General features: G+C 74.9%; 10 protein-coding genes. 9 read left to right on the plus strand and 1 reads right to left on the minus strand.

Features of this window, described 5'->3' with window-relative positions:
* Window positions 1–115: 115 nt before the first annotated feature.
* The 4 genes from AC07DU_RS26825 (at window position 116) to AC07DU_RS26840 (ending at window position 8,261) form a co-directional block, all read left to right on the plus strand.
* On the plus strand, window positions 116–1,423 hold the full coding sequence (locus AC07DU_RS26825) for a hypothetical protein (protein WP_479114076.1): 1,308 nt from the start codon (window positions 116–118) through the stop codon (window positions 1,421–1,423).
* Window positions 1,420–3,459: a VMAP-C domain-containing protein gene (locus AC07DU_RS26830; RefSeq protein ID WP_479028117.1), complete on the plus strand. Its 2,040-nt coding sequence runs from the start codon at window positions 1,420–1,422 to the stop codon at window positions 3,457–3,459. Before AC07DU_RS26825 ends, AC07DU_RS26830 begins: the two co-directional genes overlap by 4 nt.
* Window positions 3,460–3,525: 66 nt before the next feature.
* Entirely contained in the window at window positions 3,526–4,614 is a 1,089-nt protein-coding gene (locus AC07DU_RS26835; protein ID WP_479028115.1) for an AAA family ATPase, read from the plus strand.
* On the plus strand, window positions 4,611–8,261 hold the full coding sequence (locus AC07DU_RS26840; RefSeq protein ID WP_479114078.1) for an SAV_2336 N-terminal domain-related protein: 3,651 nt from the start codon (window positions 4,611–4,613) through the stop codon (window positions 8,259–8,261). The genes AC07DU_RS26835 and AC07DU_RS26840 overlap by 4 nt, the downstream gene beginning before the upstream one ends.
* A gap of 23 nt (window positions 8,262–8,284) precedes the next feature.
* Here AC07DU_RS26840 and AC07DU_RS26845 read toward each other — a convergent pair whose 3' ends face one another.
* Complete coding sequence (locus AC07DU_RS26845) at window positions 8,285–9,229, minus strand: ion transporter (RefSeq protein ID WP_479114081.1); 945 nt, start codon at window positions 9,227–9,229, stop codon at window positions 8,285–8,287.
* 294 nt (window positions 9,230–9,523) lie between these two features.
* On the opposite strand from AC07DU_RS26845, the gene AC07DU_RS26850 reads away from it, so the two are divergent.
* The 5 genes from AC07DU_RS26850 (at window position 9,524) to wecB (ending at window position 14,857) form a co-directional block, all read left to right on the plus strand.
* Window positions 9,524–10,123, plus strand: coding sequence for an acyltransferase (locus AC07DU_RS26850; RefSeq protein WP_479028107.1), 600 nt, complete (start codon window positions 9,524–9,526; stop codon window positions 10,121–10,123).
* 430 nt (window positions 10,124–10,553) lie between these two features.
* Window positions 10,554–11,720 (plus strand): hypothetical protein, encoded by a 1,167-nt coding sequence (locus AC07DU_RS26855; protein WP_479114083.1) that lies wholly within the window; start codon window positions 10,554–10,556, stop codon window positions 11,718–11,720.
* The gene (locus AC07DU_RS26860) at window positions 11,717–12,487 is read left to right on the plus strand and encodes a WecB/TagA/CpsF family glycosyltransferase (RefSeq protein ID WP_479028102.1); all 771 of its coding nucleotides are present in this window, start codon (window positions 11,717–11,719) and stop codon (window positions 12,485–12,487) included. The genes AC07DU_RS26855 and AC07DU_RS26860 overlap by 4 nt, the downstream gene beginning before the upstream one ends.
* Entirely contained in the window at window positions 12,487–13,743 is a 1,257-nt protein-coding gene (locus AC07DU_RS26865) for a nucleotide sugar dehydrogenase (RefSeq protein WP_479028099.1), read from the plus strand. The genes AC07DU_RS26860 and AC07DU_RS26865 overlap by 1 nt, the downstream gene beginning before the upstream one ends.
* A 4-nt stretch (window positions 13,744–13,747) precedes the next feature.
* On the plus strand, window positions 13,748–14,857 hold the full coding sequence (gene wecB, locus AC07DU_RS26870; RefSeq protein ID WP_479028097.1) for a non-hydrolyzing UDP-N-acetylglucosamine 2-epimerase: 1,110 nt from the start codon (window positions 13,748–13,750) through the stop codon (window positions 14,855–14,857).
* Window positions 14,858–14,907: the final 50 nt, after the last annotated feature.

Below are 14,907 nucleotides of genomic sequence, written 5' to 3' on the forward strand. Positions count from 1 at the left end.
GCCGCGCGGGGCCCCGTACGGGCCCAGGGCTGAACTCGGCGTTCCGGGTCCCCGGTTCGCCCCGCGGCGCTAGGGTGCCGGGCGGGGGCGACTGCACGAGGGGGGCGGGCCTGCGATGCGTTTTCTCTTTGTCCACGGCACGGGGGTGCGGCGCGAGCGGCACGACAGGCTGTTCGCGCTGGTCCGGGAACGGCTGACGGCCCGGTTCCCCGAGGCGGCCGTCGAATCCTGCTACTGGGGCGACCGGTTCGGCGCGACGCTCGGCGCGGGCGGCCGGTCCGTGCCGGGCCTGCGGCCGCGGCCGCTGCCGCACGGCGCGCCGTACCCCGACGACGCGGGCACGGCGGACCCCGTCGACGCGGAGACGGCCGAGTGGGCGCTGCTGCTCGCCGACCCGCTGTGCGAGCTCAGAGTCCTCGCCGAAGCGGGCTGGGACCGGGCAGGGGGCGGAGCGGACGGCGTGGACGGACCGGACGACGACGCCCACGACGACGGCTTCGCGATGCCCGGCGTACAGCCCGCCGGCCAGCGCGTGCTCGGGCTGCTCGCCGCGTTAGCGCCCGCGCCGCCGCCCGACGGGGACGAGCTCGGCTCCCTGCTGCACACCACCGGCCTCGCGGCGGACTACCCCGCCGCCCTGGAGTGCGCCACCGGCTCCGCCGAAGCCGCCGGGGCCGCGGCCCGCGCCACCGGCGAACCGCAGGCGCGCGAGGTGGCCACCGCGCTCGCCCGGGCCGTCACCGCCGCCGCGCTCGCCCTGGCCGGAGCCGAGGCCGACTGCACCGGCGCCGAACGTGACCGGATCGTCGAGCTGCTCACCACCCGCCTCGGCGGCGACGCCCGGGTCCCCGGCGGCCGCGCGGCCGCCGTCCTCGGCCGGCTCGCCCTGCGGGTCACCACCCAGCCCCTGCTCAACGCCCGGCGCGGCGCCCTCACCGTCGGCGCCACCCCCGCGCTCGGCGACATCCTGCGCTACCAGGCCCGCGGCCACGGCCTGCGGGACTTCCTGCACGAGCGGATCGCCGCCCGCCCGGGGCCGACCGTACTCATCGGCCACAGCCTCGGCGGGATCGCCCTGGTGGACCTCCTCGCCCTCGCCGCCGCCCGCGGCGCGGCCGTCCCCGGGGCGCACCTGCTGGTCACCGTCGGCTCCCAGGCGCCGTTCCTCTACGAACTCGGCGCGCTGACCGCGCTGGAGCCCGGAGAGAAGCTCCCGCACGGCTTCCCGCGCTGGCTCAACGTCTACGACCGCCACGACGTCCTCGCCTACCTCGCCGGGCCCGTCTTCCCCGGCGATCCCCGCGTCAGCGACCACGAGGTCACCAGCCGGCAGCCCTTCCCGGCCTGCCACAGCGCCTACTGGAAACAGGACTCCCTCTACGAGCGGATCGAACAGGCGGTGGCCGAAGCGGAGATCGGGTGACCCCCGCCGACCTGCTGCCCCCGTCCCTCGGGCCGCGGCGCACCTTCGCGCTCGTCGCGGGGGTCGAGCGCTACGACATCAGCCACCGCTGGAACCTGCGCGGTCCGGCCCGGGACGCCCTGCGCTTCGCCCACTGGCTGACCGGGCCCGCCCAGGTCCCGCCGGGCAACGTCCGGCTGCTGCTGTCCCCGCTCGACGCACCCGAGTCCCTCGACTGGTCGCACTCCCCGGCCATGGCGGCCCTGCGGACGGCGCACCGGCCGGCCACCGAGGAGAACGTGAAGTCGGCGCTGCTCGACGAACTCCCGCAGTGCGACGGCGACCTGCTGTGGATCTTCTGGGCCGGGCACGGCTACCTGGGGCCGCGCCAGGAGCTCATCCTGCCCTGCGCGGACGCCCGTCCCGGCCAGATCAGACACCTCAACCTCGATTCGGCGCTGCGCTGGTGGCGGACCGACCTCGTCAAACAGCGCCGCTTCCCGCTCCAGGCCGCCCTCGTGGACTCCTGCCGGGTCGACGCTCCCCGCGACACCCGCTGGAACTTCGGCACCACCGATTACGGCGGCGGCAGTTCGGTCCCCGGACGGCGGCAGTTCCGGCTCTACGCCTCCCGCGAGGGCGAGGCCGCGCAGAACGACGCCGAGCGCGGCGCGGGCCGCTTCACCGAGGCCCTGCTCGGCGAACTGGGGCAGTGCTCCGTACGGGAGAGCGTCACCGGGCTGCCCGGCGCGGCGCGCAGCATCCACCGCACCTTCCAGGAGCGGCGCGAGCGCGGCGAGGGCTGGCAGCTGCCGCAGTTCGTCGTGGACCGGGACTGGGACGCCTGTTCCTTCCTCGGCCTGCCCGGCGAGGATCCGCTCGGGGCCCTCACCTGCCGGGCGGCCCGGCTCGACCAGCAGGCCTGGGACGGGCTCGGTGAGCTCTTCGAAGGCCGCGAGCTGCCGCGGTGCGCCTACGAGGCCTACGTCTGGGCGTTCAAGGTGGCCGGCTGCGCGGCCCCGGTGGGCGTCGGCCTGCCGTGCGACAGCCTCCTCGACGTGGTCCAGGACCTGGACGAGCGCCAGGGCGGGCGCGGTGGGATGCCGCTGGCCGTGCCCTTCGTACGGTTCCTCGCGGAGCGGGCCGCGGCGGGCGACGCGCCGTGGTCCGCGCGGCTGCGGGCCTGGGTGGGCGCCACCCGCGAGCGCCTCGCCCTGCCGGCGCTGCCCCCGCCCCCGCCGCCGCCGCGCCGCGCGGTCGTGCACGTCCGGCTGGAGACCCCACCGGGCGGGGAGCCGGGCTTCCTGGCCCGGATGTGGCTGCGGGGCGAACGGGCCGAGCACATATGGGAGTCGCAGGGGGAGCGCCTGCGGCTGGGGGGCGTACGAGAGGAGCTCGTACGGCAACTCGCCCTCCTCGGCGGGGAGCCGCACGGCGTCGTGGACCGCATCGAGTTCCACGTGCCGTACGAGCTGCTCGACGCCGACTTCGACCAGTGGCCGGTGCCGCGCGGCCGGGCCGGCAAGCACCGCGCCCTGGGCCTGCTCTACCAGGTGGTGGTGTGCTGCCCGGAGGAACGGGCGGACACCCGGGCCGAGTGGCACGCCAGCTGGCGCTGGCTGTGCGCCCGCGGCGGCCGGCACCCCGACGCCGTCCGGGTGGTGGAGGACGCCGAGGTCACGGACGCGCTCGGGATGGAGCTGGCGGCGGGGCCCGCGCCCGCCTGCGTCCTGGCGCACACGACGGCCGCCCCGGACGCCGGGCTGCTGGAGGCCGTACTCGAAGCGGGCGTTCCGGTCGCGGTCTGGCGGCGCGGGGGCGGCGTACCGGCTCCCGCGCTCCTCGACCTGCTGGCACCGGCCGGGGCGGACGGCCGCCCCGACCCCGGCGCACTGGACGTACTCGCCCTGCCCGCCCGCGTGCGGGAGGTGCGCCGGGCGGCCGCGGGGGCGGCCGCGGGATCCTTACGCGCCCCCCAACCACCGGCGGGGGCAGACCAGTTGGTGCTGTTGTGGGACGATCCCGACGACGCGCCGGGCCTGCGGTCCCTGGCCTGACGCACCTGACCTGCCGACCCCCGACCCCCGACCCCGACCCCCGATCCGTGACGGACGGCAACACCGATGATGGAGGCACAGGCAGTGGCGAAGGACTGGTGGCTGTACCGAGGGGCCGGTGAGGGCGCGGACCGGCGCGCACGCCTGGAGGCCGGATCCCCGCCGCCCTGGCGGGACTTCACCGGCACCCCCGACCCCGGGTACGCGCCCCCCGGGTGCGAGGGGCCGGCCTGGGAGCGCACCTGGCGGCGCGGCGAGGGCTACGTACCCGACGAGCCGGAGAAGGACGTGGTGAACACCGCCCTGCACCTGCGCCGGCCGCTGCTGATCACCGGAAGGCCGGGCGTCGGCAAGTCCACACTCGCCTACAGCATCGCCGCGGACCTGGGCCTGGGACCCGTCCTGCACTGGCCGATCACCAGCCGGACCGTACTGCGGGACGGGCTGTACCTGTACGACGCGATCGGGCGGCTCCAGGAGGCCGGGCTGGAGCAGCTGCGCACCCCGGGCGCCGTCGCACCGTCCGGCACCGTCCTCGCCCCAGCCTCCGCCCCGGCCCCCGCGCCCTCGATCTCCCGCTACCTGCGCCTCGGGCCGCTCGGCACCGCCCTGCTGGCGCAGGACCGGCCCCGCGTCCTGCTCGTCGACGAGATCGACAAGAGCGACATCGACCTCCCGGGCGACCTCCTCACCGTCTTCGAGGACGGCGGTTTCGTCATCCCCGAACTGGCCCGCCTCGCCCAGGAGGACCCCACCGTCGCCATCGGCACCGACGACGACCCCGACGCCGTCGTCCGGATCACCCAAGGCCGCGTCCAGTGCCGGTACTTCCCTGTGGTCGTCCTCACCAGCAACGGCGAACGCGACTTCCCGCCCGCCTTCCTGCGCCGCTGCGTCCGCCTCCATCTGGAACCGCCCGGACCGGAGAAGCTGGCCCGCATCGTGCGCCGCCGGCTGGGCGTCGACATCGAGGACAGCGCGGAGTACCAGGAACTCGTCCGCAGCTTCCTCGACCGCGCCGAGGACGGGGACCTGGCCACCGACCAGCTCCTGAACGCCATCCAGCTCCGCCTCGCCGGCGCCTGGTCGGCGGCCGGCGACCGCGACCGGTTCCTGGCCACCGTCATGCAGCACCTGAACGGGCCCTCGGTGTGATCGAGGAGCTGCTCGCCGCCTTCGCCGACGGCGCCGACGACAGCGGCCCGAGCCCCGGGATCGGGGCGGAGGAGATCGCCGACATCCTGTGGCTGGCGGCCCGGGTCGACGCGGGCCGCGAGGCCGCCGCGCCCCCCGCGCCCGCCACCGGCCCGGCGGGCGCGGGGCCACCGGAACCCGAACCCGGACCTGCGTCGCCCGAGGCCGGTCCGGCCCCCGACCCCTCACCCGCGCCGGGTGGCCCCGCGGGGGGCGAGAGCGCCGTACGGCTCTTCCCGGCGACGGTACGCGAGCCCACCGCGATACCCGCCGGCGCCGCCACGGGACTGCGGGGCACACCGCTGCGGCTGCCCCGGGCCGCCTCCCTCGACGACCCGCTCGCCCTGATGCGCTCCCTGCGCCCCATCGGCCGGCGCTCCATCGGCGGCCCGGGAGAGGAGCTGGACGAGCAGCTCACCGTGGAACGCAGCATCGAGCGCATGGTGGTGACCCCGGTCCTGCGCCCCGCCGAGAGCCGCTGGCTGGACCTGGCGCTGGTCGTCGACACGCACCACTCGATGCTGCTCTGGTCGGACCTCGTGGACGAGCTGCGCCGCGCGTTCACCCGCAGCGGGGTCTTTCGCGACGTCCGCACCTGGCAGCTGACGGGCACCGGCTCCGGCGCCACCCCGATGGTCACCCGCGGCCGCGGCGGACCGCCCCGCAACCCCCTGGAACTGGCCGACCCGGCGGGGCGCCGGCTGATCCTCGTCGTGTCCGACACCGTGGCGGAGGGCTGGCGCGAGGCACCCGCGCAGGGCGTGCTCCGGCAGTGGTGCGCGCACAACGCCGTGGCCGTCCTGAACGTCCTGCCCGAACGGCTCTGGACCCGCGGCGCCGTACGGCCGGCGCCCTTCGCCGTCCGCGCCGACCGGCCCGCGGCCGCCACCCGCTCCTGGCAGCAGGTGCCGGCCGTCCGCCGCGCCCGCCCCGGCCGCCGCCGCGCCGCCGCGGCCGTGGTCCCGGTGGTCGGCGTCGCTCCGGGCAGCCTGGCCCGGCTGGTGCGCGTGGTCTCCGGGGACGGCCGGTGGCGGCGGCTGGCCTGCCTGCGCCTGGACGCGGAGCCGGGGTACGTGAGCGCGGGGTCCGCGAGCCGCCCGGGCGAGCCCGCCCCGGGCGGCGGCGGGCGCAGCGCACTGGAGGCCGTGGAACACTTCCGCGCCCACGCCTCCCCGACCGCGCAGCAGCTCGCCGCCCACCTGGCCGCCGTACCGCTGACCCTGCCGGTGATGACCCTGGTCCGGCGCTCCCTGCTGCGCGACTCCGAACACGGCCACCTGGCGGAGGTCGCCCTGGGCGGGCTGTTCGAGCCGTGGGGGGCCGGACAGGACCCGGAGAACGTGGAGTTCGCGTTCCTGCCCGGCGTACGGGAGGCCCTGCTCGGCTCTCAGCTGCGCGGGGACGTGGCCGCCGTACGGGAACTGGTGCGCCGGCGCGTCTGGGAGTTCATGTCCCGCAACCGGGGCTCCGGCCCGGACTTCTCCGCGACCCGGGTCACCGGGCGACGGGACGGCCGCCGCCGGGTGGCCGACGGGGCCCTGCCCTTCGCGGCGAAGCCGCAGCCGCACGACCTGCCGGAGCCCGGCCTGCGCGAGCGCGTCGTACGGGTCCGCTACGACACCCTGCCGGAACCGCAGGAGGTGGGCACCCTGCTGACACCGCGGCTGGTGCTCACCGTCGGGGACGCGGCGCTCTCCCGGTCCACGGTCGCCTGGGTGCGGGCCGGTGACCGGGAGGTCCCCTGCCGCCCGGTGTGGTGGGACGACGCGGCGCCCCGGGTGTTCCTGCTGCTCGCCGACGAGGACCTGGTGGAGCGGCGTCCGGACCGGGATCCGGCGCTCTGGTCCGATCCTCTGGCCTGGTCGACGGCGGAGCCCGGCGCGGGCGCCGTCCGGCTCCGCGTCGACGGCCGCACGGACCAGGGGGAGCCGGTCGCGCTCACGGGCGAGGTGGTCCCGTACGAGGGGGCCCGCAACGGCGAGCTGGTGCGGCTCTCCGCCGAGCCGGAGAGCTGGACGCACTACCGCGGCGGCCCGGTCTCGGGCGACGGGCTGCTGACCGGCGTCGTCCACGGGGTCTGGCCCGACCGCATGGTGTTCCTGTCGGGCCGCGCCCTCCTGGAACAGCCGGGCTTCCGCGCGGCCCTGACCGACCACGCGCGGGCGCACCTGACGGCGGCCGCCGGGTCCGGGTCCGGCGACGCGGTACGGGAGGTGTGCCTGGCGGTACAGCCCGGTGACGCCGGCGCGTACCCGATCGGCGGTTCGCCGGACCAGGAGGTGGTCCACGTGCTGACGCGGCTCATGGGGGACGCCGGCGTGGCCGGGGAGCTGACCGGCGGGGAGGGCGGGCCGGTCCTCGTGCTGCTGGACGCGCCCGGCGCGCTGGCCAAGGCGGGCCGGCTGCTGTCCGAACTGCCCGGCGCGTGGGCCGCGTCGGGCGACCGGCGGACGGAGGGGCTGCAGCCCCCTCTCGGCGTCAGCGTGGCGACGGGAGCGGCGGAGGCCGTCCGGCTCGTCGAGCACCCGCAGTTCGTGGAGGCCGGCCGGCGGTCCGGGAGGTCACGCTCACCCCTCCTCGCGCTCTCCCGCCACCTCGGCGGGGACCTCGACGCGCTGCTGTCGCCCGGCGCGCTGAGCTCCCTGGGATCGCAGGCCTGGTTCTTCGACGGCGACTTCGCGCGGCTCGGACGCGCCCTGGTGGAGGCCGCCGGACGCCTGGACGAGGGTGTCAGCTGGCCGGCCTGCGGCCTCGGTGCGGCGCAGGCCGACCCTGCGGGGTGCACCGGCGTCCGGCTGACCGGCTACGACCACTGCCTGGCCCATGTGGAGGGCCCGGAGCGCAGGGCCTACCTCGGGACGATGAGGCACCTGCCGAGGGTGGACCTGCGGGGCACCACCTTCGAGGACGGGCTGCTCGGCGAGGTCCTGGGAGCCTTGAAGGAGCAGGAGTCGGGACGCGTCCTGCTGGGCGGGGCCGCCTTCGACCACGCGCGTTTCGTGGACGACTGGCCGGCCGTGCGGTCCACGTTCAGTGGCCGCAGTTCCTTTCAGTGTGCGGTCTTCGAGGGACGGGCAGGGTTCGAGGCGGCCTCGTTCGGGGGAGCGGTCTCCTTCGACGACGCGGTGTTCCGGCAGGGCGCCGCCTTCGACCGGAGCCGTTTCCATCGGGGGGCCTCCTTCCGGCGGGCGCGCTTCGGTGACGGCACCGGGTTCGTGCGGGCGGTCTTCGTGGAGGACGCCTCCTTCGCGCGAGCGGTGTTCGAGGGGGTGGCGGACCTCACCGGGATCCGGGCCATGGGTCCGGCGGACTTCACCCTCACGGCCTTCCGGGGGCCGGTCGCACTGGACACGGCCGACTTCTCCACCGCCGTGTCCTTCGCGCATGCGAGGTGGGAGCGAGAGCTGGTGGCCCGCGAGATCTCGTTCGGGGGGCCGGTGAGTCTGCGCCACGCGCGGTTCCGGGGGCCGGCGCGGTTCGAGGCCGTGCGCCTGGGGTCCGAGGCCGGTGGCGGGATGCCGTTCGGCGACGGGGCCGACCGCTGGGTCGTGCACCGCCGCGCGCCCGGCGCGTGGGACATCACGCTGGCGGACCCCGGCGGGGCCTGAGCCCGCGCCCCCGCGGCCCCTCGTCACGGCCCGCTGTGCGAGGCCTCCAGCCGGCGCGACGGACGGCCGTCGGCGGCGTCGAGGCCCGCCTCGATCTCGTCCAGGGCGCGGCGGGCCGTGGCGATCCGCTCCTTGACGTCCGCCGTTCCCGCGTCGGGGCCGTGACCGGGGCCGGGGCCGTGGGCGGGGCCCGCGGTGGGGGAGCCGGGCCGTTTGGGGTTCCGGTCGGCCGCCTCCTCGATCTCGCGCGCCTCGTCGAGGGAGTTGAGGACCACCCCGATGAGCACGTTCACCAGGACGAAGGAGGCGAGCAGCGCGTACGAGGCGTAGTAGACGATGCTGAGCCGGGAGATCTCCAGTCCGGCGCGGACCGCGTCGGTCAGGCCGTCGAGGGTGGTCAGCAGGAACAGGGTGAGCATGGCGCGGCCCACGGAGCCGTAGTGCCCGGGGTCGGAGCCGGCGAAGCAGACCCAGCCGACCATGGCGTACACGTACAGGACCAGCGCGCCGACGAACAGGAAGCTGGCCGTGCCCGGCAGGCTGCGGCCGACGGCGATCAGCAGGATCCGCAGGTGCGGCAGGAACCGGGCGGTGCGCAGGACCCGGGCCAGCCGCAGCAGCCGCAGCAGGGTCGCGTTCTCGCGTACGAGCGGGACGAAGGCCGAGGCCACGACCGCGAGGTCGAAGAGGTTCCACGGGTCGCGGAAGAATGCTTTCGGCCGGTCCGCGAAGGCGCCGAGGCGCAGCAGCATCTCCACCGTGAACAGGGTGAGGCAGCAGTCCTCCGCGGCCCTCAGCACCTGCTGGTGGTCGTGGGCGAGCCCGCTGTAGGTCTCGGCGCCCATCAGCGCCGCGTTGAACAGGATCGCGCAGAAGACGACCAACCCGAAGGCGGGCGCCTCCGTGGCCACCCGGCACCGGGCAGCCAGCTTCATCCGGCCGCGTCCGGCCGGCCTCGGGTTCGTCATCGTGCTCCTCCCACTCTCGTTCGCACTGCGGGCCGTGATCGGCCCGACCGTCTAACGCCCCACACGCGATCGGGTTTCACCACTTCTCGCACGGCAACGTGCCGATTCGGGCCCGCGGCGGGCGCGGGCGCTCACCCGCCGTCGCCCCAAGTGCGGTGGCCGCGAAGTCGGTTGATCCAGAGGTGGGGTGGGCCACGGACCCCTATGCTCGCTTCGTACTCCAGCACCCCGTACACACGTACACCCATAAACCCGTGCATCCGCACGCCTTGCGCACCGTAAGGGGACCGCGTCGTGAGTGTCCGCATCCAACCCTCCTCCCAGGTCGACGAGAGCGCCGAGCTCGGTGAGGGGACCACGGTCTGGGACCTGGCGCAGATACGGGAGGACGCCCGGCTGGGGCGGGGGTGCATCGTGGGGCGCGGGGCGTACGTGGGGCCCGGTGTGCGCATCGGTGACCACGTGAAGCTGCAGAACTACGCACTCGTCTACGAGCCCGCCGAACTGGGCGACGGAGTCTTCATCGGCCCGGCGGCGGTGCTCACCAACGACTTCTACCCCCGCGCCGTCGACCCGGACGGGCGGCTGAAGCGCGACGGCGACTGGGAGGCCGCCGGGGTCGTGGTCGCCGAGGGGGCCTCGCTGGGGGCCCGTTCGGTGTGCGTGGCCGGGGTGCGCGTCGGGCGCTGGGCCCTGGTCGCGGCGGGCGCGGTGGTGTCGCGGGACGTGCCGGACTTCGCGCTGGTGGCGGGGGTGCCGGCCCGGCGGATCGGCTGGGTGGGCCGGGCCGGGGTCCGTCTGCTGGAGAGCGGTGACGAGCCGGGGGTCTGGCGGTGCCCGCGCACCGGGACACTCCACGACGAGAAGGACGGCGGGCTCACCGAGCGAACCTGACGGAATGTCGGAGATATTCGGGCACCGGCATTTCCTCAAAACCGCAATCAACGAACATCCGTGGGCATACCGTGTCCCTGCACACGGGATCTGAGCGGGCAACAGGCCGTGTTCGGTGGGGGGTTGTGTACGACGAGGGCACCGCGGGCCATGCCGTGCGGCGCGGGTTCACCGTGCTCGCCGACACGTTCGCGCACGTGCGTGCCCCGGTCCGCGGCATCGCTGGGGGGTCCAGTGGCGGCCTCGGACGGCTCGTGTCACCGGCGTGAGGACGCCGCGGGCGCGGGCGCCGTCACGCGCAGTTCCCCTCCGCCGGGCGACGACCGCCAGGTCCGTCCGAGGAGCGATCAGAGGGGGTAGCCGTGATGGAGCCGCACGACTCGGACGCACGGGGTGCGCGCCGTACGCGGGAGGCCGGGGTGGGGACCCGATGACGACCGCACGATTATCCGCCCTGGCGGCAGCGGACCTGCCGCTGCACGCCCTCGCCGAGCGGCTGCTCGCCCTCGCCGAGGCGGGGCTGCCCGAGATGTACCGGCCGGACGCCGAGACCTTCGTGTTCACCCGGGCGGGGACCGTCTCGCCCGACGGAAGCCGCCGCCTGGAGCAGCGGGGCACGAGCACCCGGTACGCGGCCATCACCGCACTCGGGGCCCGGTTCCTGCCCGAGGAACGCCAGCGCGCCCTGTTCGGCGGGCGCAGTGCCGAGGAGTTCGCGGGGCTGCTCGTGGAGCGGCTGGCGGGGGTGGTGAACCTCGGGGACGCGGCCCTGATCGCCTGGGCCGCCGCCGAGACCGCTCACCCCAAGCTCTCCGACGCCCTGGACCGCGTGGCCGCGCTGGACGCGCCCGGACGTCCGCTGTACACGGTCGAGGCGGCCTGGGTGCTCTCCGCCCTCGTGGCCGCGCGCGCCTCCGTGGACGTGGAGGACCGCATCGCGCTCGCCCGCCGGCGGCTGTTGGCGGCCAGAGCCGGCAGCCCCCTCTTCGCGCACGCCACCGAGCCCGGCCTGGTGCCCCGCTACCGCTCCCACGTGGCCTGCTTCGCCGACCAGACGTATCCGCTGCAGGCGCTGGCCCGGCTGCACGCGAGCGGCGACGACCCGCAGGCCCTCGCGGCCGCCGACGCCTGCGCCGCCCGCATCTGCGCCCTGCAGGGCGACGGCGGACAGTGGTGGTGGCACTACGACGCCCGCCGCGGCACCGTGGTGGAGGGCTACCCCGTCTACAGCGTCCACCAGCACGCGATGGCCCCGACCGCCCTGTTCGACCTGGCCGAGGCGGGCGGCACCGACTTCGGCCCGGCGGTCCGCCGGGGGCTGCGCTGGATGACGGACGTACCCGAACTCGCCGGGCCCACCGGGGCCCCGCGCGAGCCGATGATCCGCGAGGACTACGGCGTCACCTGGCGCAAGGTCTACCGGGGCGATCCGAAGAAGGCCGTGCGCGCCGCCCGCGGGCTCACCGCCAAGGTGGTCCCGCAGGCCCGGCTCGCACCACTGGACCTGCTGTTCCGGCCCGGCTCGGTGGACCGCGAATGCCGTCCGTACGAGTTCGGCTGGCTCCTGTTCGCCTGGCTCGGGGGGCTGGCGCGATGACGAGACGACCCTCCCTCTTCGGGGTGTCGCTCGACGCCCTCACCATGGACGAGACCGTGCAGCGCTGCCTGGACGCGGTGCGGCGCGGTGAACAGATCGAGATCGGCATGGTCAACGCCGCCAAGCTGGTCAACATGCGGCGCGACCCGCGTCTCGCCGAGGCGGTCGCCGACTGCGACCTCGTCCTGGCCGACGGCCAGGCGGTGGTCTGGGCCGGCCGGATCCTGGGCGTCCGGCTGCCCGAGCGGGTCGCGGGCATCGACCTGTTCATGCGGCTGCTCGCCGCAGCCGAGGTGGCGGACCTCCCCGTCTACCTGCTCGGCGCCGAACAGAGCGTCCTGGAGATGATGCTCCGCCAGATCGCCGAACGCTTCCCCCGGCTGCGGGTGGCCGGCAGCCGCAACGGCTACTTCGGCGACCGCGACCAGGAGCCCATCGCCGACGCCATCGCCGGCAGCGGCGCCCGGTTGCTCTTCCTCGGCATGACCTCGCCGAAGAAGGAGATCTTCACCGCCGGCTACGGCAAGCGCACCGGCGCCCACGTGGTCCACGGCGTCGGCGGCTCCTTCGACATCCTCGCCGGCATCACCAAGCGGGCTCCCCTGGTCTGGCAGCGGATGGGACTCGAATGGTTCTACCGCACCCTCCAGGAGCCGCGCCGGCTCGGCAAGCGCTACCTCACCACCAACGCCGCCTTCCTCCTCATGACGGTCAAAGAGCTCGTCCACCGCACACCGTCCGCCGGTTCCGCGAACAGGAGTCACTGATGCGTGTCGTCGTCGTGGGGCAGGGTTACGTCGGGCTGCCGCTGGCCATCCGGGCCGCCGAGGTCGGACACCAGGTGATCGGGTACGACGTGGACGCCCGGCGGGTCAAGAGCCTCGCCGCCGGCGAGTCGTACGTGGAGGACGTCTCCAGCGAACGGCTCAACCGCGCGCTGGAGAACGGCAGTTACCGGCCCAGCGAACTGGCCCGGGACTGCGGCGGCTTCGACGTGGCGGTGGTCACCGTACCCACCCCCTTGCAGGAGGGCGCTCCCGACCTGCGCTACATCGAGGAGTCGGCGCGCACCCTCGCCCGGTTCCTGCGCCCCGGCGCCACGGTGGTGCTGGAGTCCACCACCTATCCCGGCACCACCGAGGAACTGTTCGCGCCGATCCTGGAGGACGGCTCGGGGCTCACCGCCGGCGCCGACTTCCACCTCGGCTACAGCCCGGAGCGCATCGACCCCGGTAACACCGTCTGGGGCTTCCAGCAGACCCCCAAGGTCGTCTCCGGCATCGACGCCGGCTCGCTGAAGGCCGTCGAGGCCTTCTACGGAGAGCTCGTCGACACCACGGTGCCGGTGCGCTCGCCCAAGGAGGCCGAGCTGGCCAAACTGCTGGAGAACACGTTCCGGCACGTGAACATCGCGCTGGTCAACGAGATAGCGATGTTCGCGCGTCATCTCGACATCGACGTGTGGCAGGCCATCGAGGCGGCGTCCAGCAAGCCCTTCGGCTTCATGAAGTTCACGCCCGGCCCGGGGGTCGGCGGTCACTGCCTGCCGATCGACCCCTCCTACCTGTCCTGGCGGGTGCAGCGCGAGCTCGGCCAGAGCTTCCGCTTCGTCGAGCTGGCCAACGACATCAACAGCCACATGCCCGAGTACGTGACGCGCCGCGTCATCGACGCGCTCAACGGCAAGCGCCGCTCGGTCAACGGCTCCCGGGTCCTGCTGCTCGGTCTCGCCTACAAGAAGAACACCGGCGACGCCCGCGAGTCGCCGGCGGTGCGCATCTCCCAGCTGCTCCTCGACATGGGGGCCAAGGTGCGCGCGGCCGACCCCCACGTGGTGGAGGACGTCACCGTGGACGCGCGCCTCGTCCGCGTCGAGCCCACCCGCAAGGAGCTCGCCGCCGCCGACGTGGTCGTCCTGCTCACCGACCACGACTCCTTCGACTACCAGATGGTCACCGAGCACGCGGCGTTCGTCCTCGACTGCCGCAACCGGCTGACCGGCCCGATGGTGGAGGTGCTCTGAGTCCATGACCCGGATCGTCTGCGTGGCCGGAGCACGGCCCAACTACATGAAGATCAAACCGGTGATGGACGCACTGGAGCGCCGGGGCGCCGAGGTGGTCCTCGTCCACACCGGCCAGCACTACGACGACTCCATGAGCGACGTGTTCTTCCGCGACCTCGGCATCCGCACGCCCGACCGGTTCCTCGGCGCCGGCTCGGGCACCCACGCCCAGCAGACCGGGCGGGTGATGGCCGCCTTCGAGCCGCTGCTCGGCGAACTGGCGCCGGACGCCGTCGTGGTGGTCGGCGACATCAACTCCACGCTGGCCTGCGCCCTGGTGACCGCGAAGGCCGGCCCGCTGCTGGCCCACGTGGAGGCCGGGCTGCGCAGCCGTGACTGGACCATGCCCGAGGAGGTCAACCGGGTCGCCACCGACCGGGTGAGCGACTACCTGCTGGCCCCCTCGCCCGACGCCGCCGCGAACCTGCGGGCGGAGGGCTACCGGGAGGACCAGATCCACGTCGTCGGCAACGTCATGATCGACACCCTCCTCGCCAACCTGGACCGGGCCAGGCGGTCGGACGTCCTGGACCGGTACGGGCTGACCCGCGGCGGATACGGCCTGGTCACCCTGCACCGGCCGGCCAACGTGGACGACCCGGTGGCGCTGCGCGGCCTGCTGAAGGCCCTGGGTGAGATCGCCGGCCGCTGCCCCCTGCTGCTGCCCGTGCACCCGCGGAGCGCCGAGCGGCTGGCCGAACAGGGCGTACCCGAGGGCATCCGCCTGGTGCCGCCCGCCGGTTACCTCGACTTCATCGCGCTCCAGGACTCCGCGCGCCTGGTGCTCACCGACTCCGGGGGCGTCCAGGAGGAGACCACCGCCCTAGGCGTGCCCTGCGTGACCCTGCGGGACAACACCGAGCGCCCCGTCACCGTCGAGGAGGGCACCAACGTCCTGGCGGGCACCGACCCGGAACGCATCGTGGCCACCGTGCACCGGGTGCTCGACGACCCGCCCGCCGCCCGCTGCCCCGCGCTCTGGGACGGTCGCGCCGGTGACCGCGTCGCCGAGGTCCTGCTGGGCGGCGGGGCCGCGAGCACCCGGCCGCGGCCCACCGACCTCGTCCCGTAGAACCGGACCGCTCTCCGCACCGAAATCCGCACCGCACTCCGCACCACGAA

The organism is Streptomyces sp. NPDC045695 (genome assembly GCF_056432025.1).

What these genes read in the sequence shown, in the direction of transcription:
- AC07DU_RS26825 (WP_479114076.1), top strand. Translation starts at nt 116, where the DNA reads ATGCGTTTTCTCTTTGTCCACGGCACGGGGGTGCGGCGCGAGCGGCAC.
- AC07DU_RS26865 (WP_479028099.1), top strand. Translation starts at nt 12,487, where the DNA reads ATGCGTGTCGTCGTCGTGGGGCAGGGTTACGTCGGGCTGCCGCTGGCC.
- wecB (WP_479028097.1), top strand. Translation starts at nt 13,748, where the DNA reads ATGACCCGGATCGTCTGCGTGGCCGGAGCACGGCCCAACTACATGAAG.
- AC07DU_RS26855 (WP_479114083.1), top strand. Translation starts at nt 10,554, where the DNA reads ATGACGACCGCACGATTATCCGCCCTGGCGGCAGCGGACCTGCCGCTG.
- AC07DU_RS26845 (WP_479114081.1), bottom strand. Translation starts at nt 9,229, where the DNA reads ATGACGAACCCGAGGCCGGCCGGACGCGGCCGGATGAAGCTGGCTGCC.
- AC07DU_RS26835 (WP_479028115.1), top strand. Translation starts at nt 3,526, where the DNA reads ATGATGGAGGCACAGGCAGTGGCGAAGGACTGGTGGCTGTACCGAGGG.
- AC07DU_RS26860 (WP_479028102.1), top strand. Translation starts at nt 11,717, where the DNA reads ATGACGAGACGACCCTCCCTCTTCGGGGTGTCGCTCGACGCCCTCACC.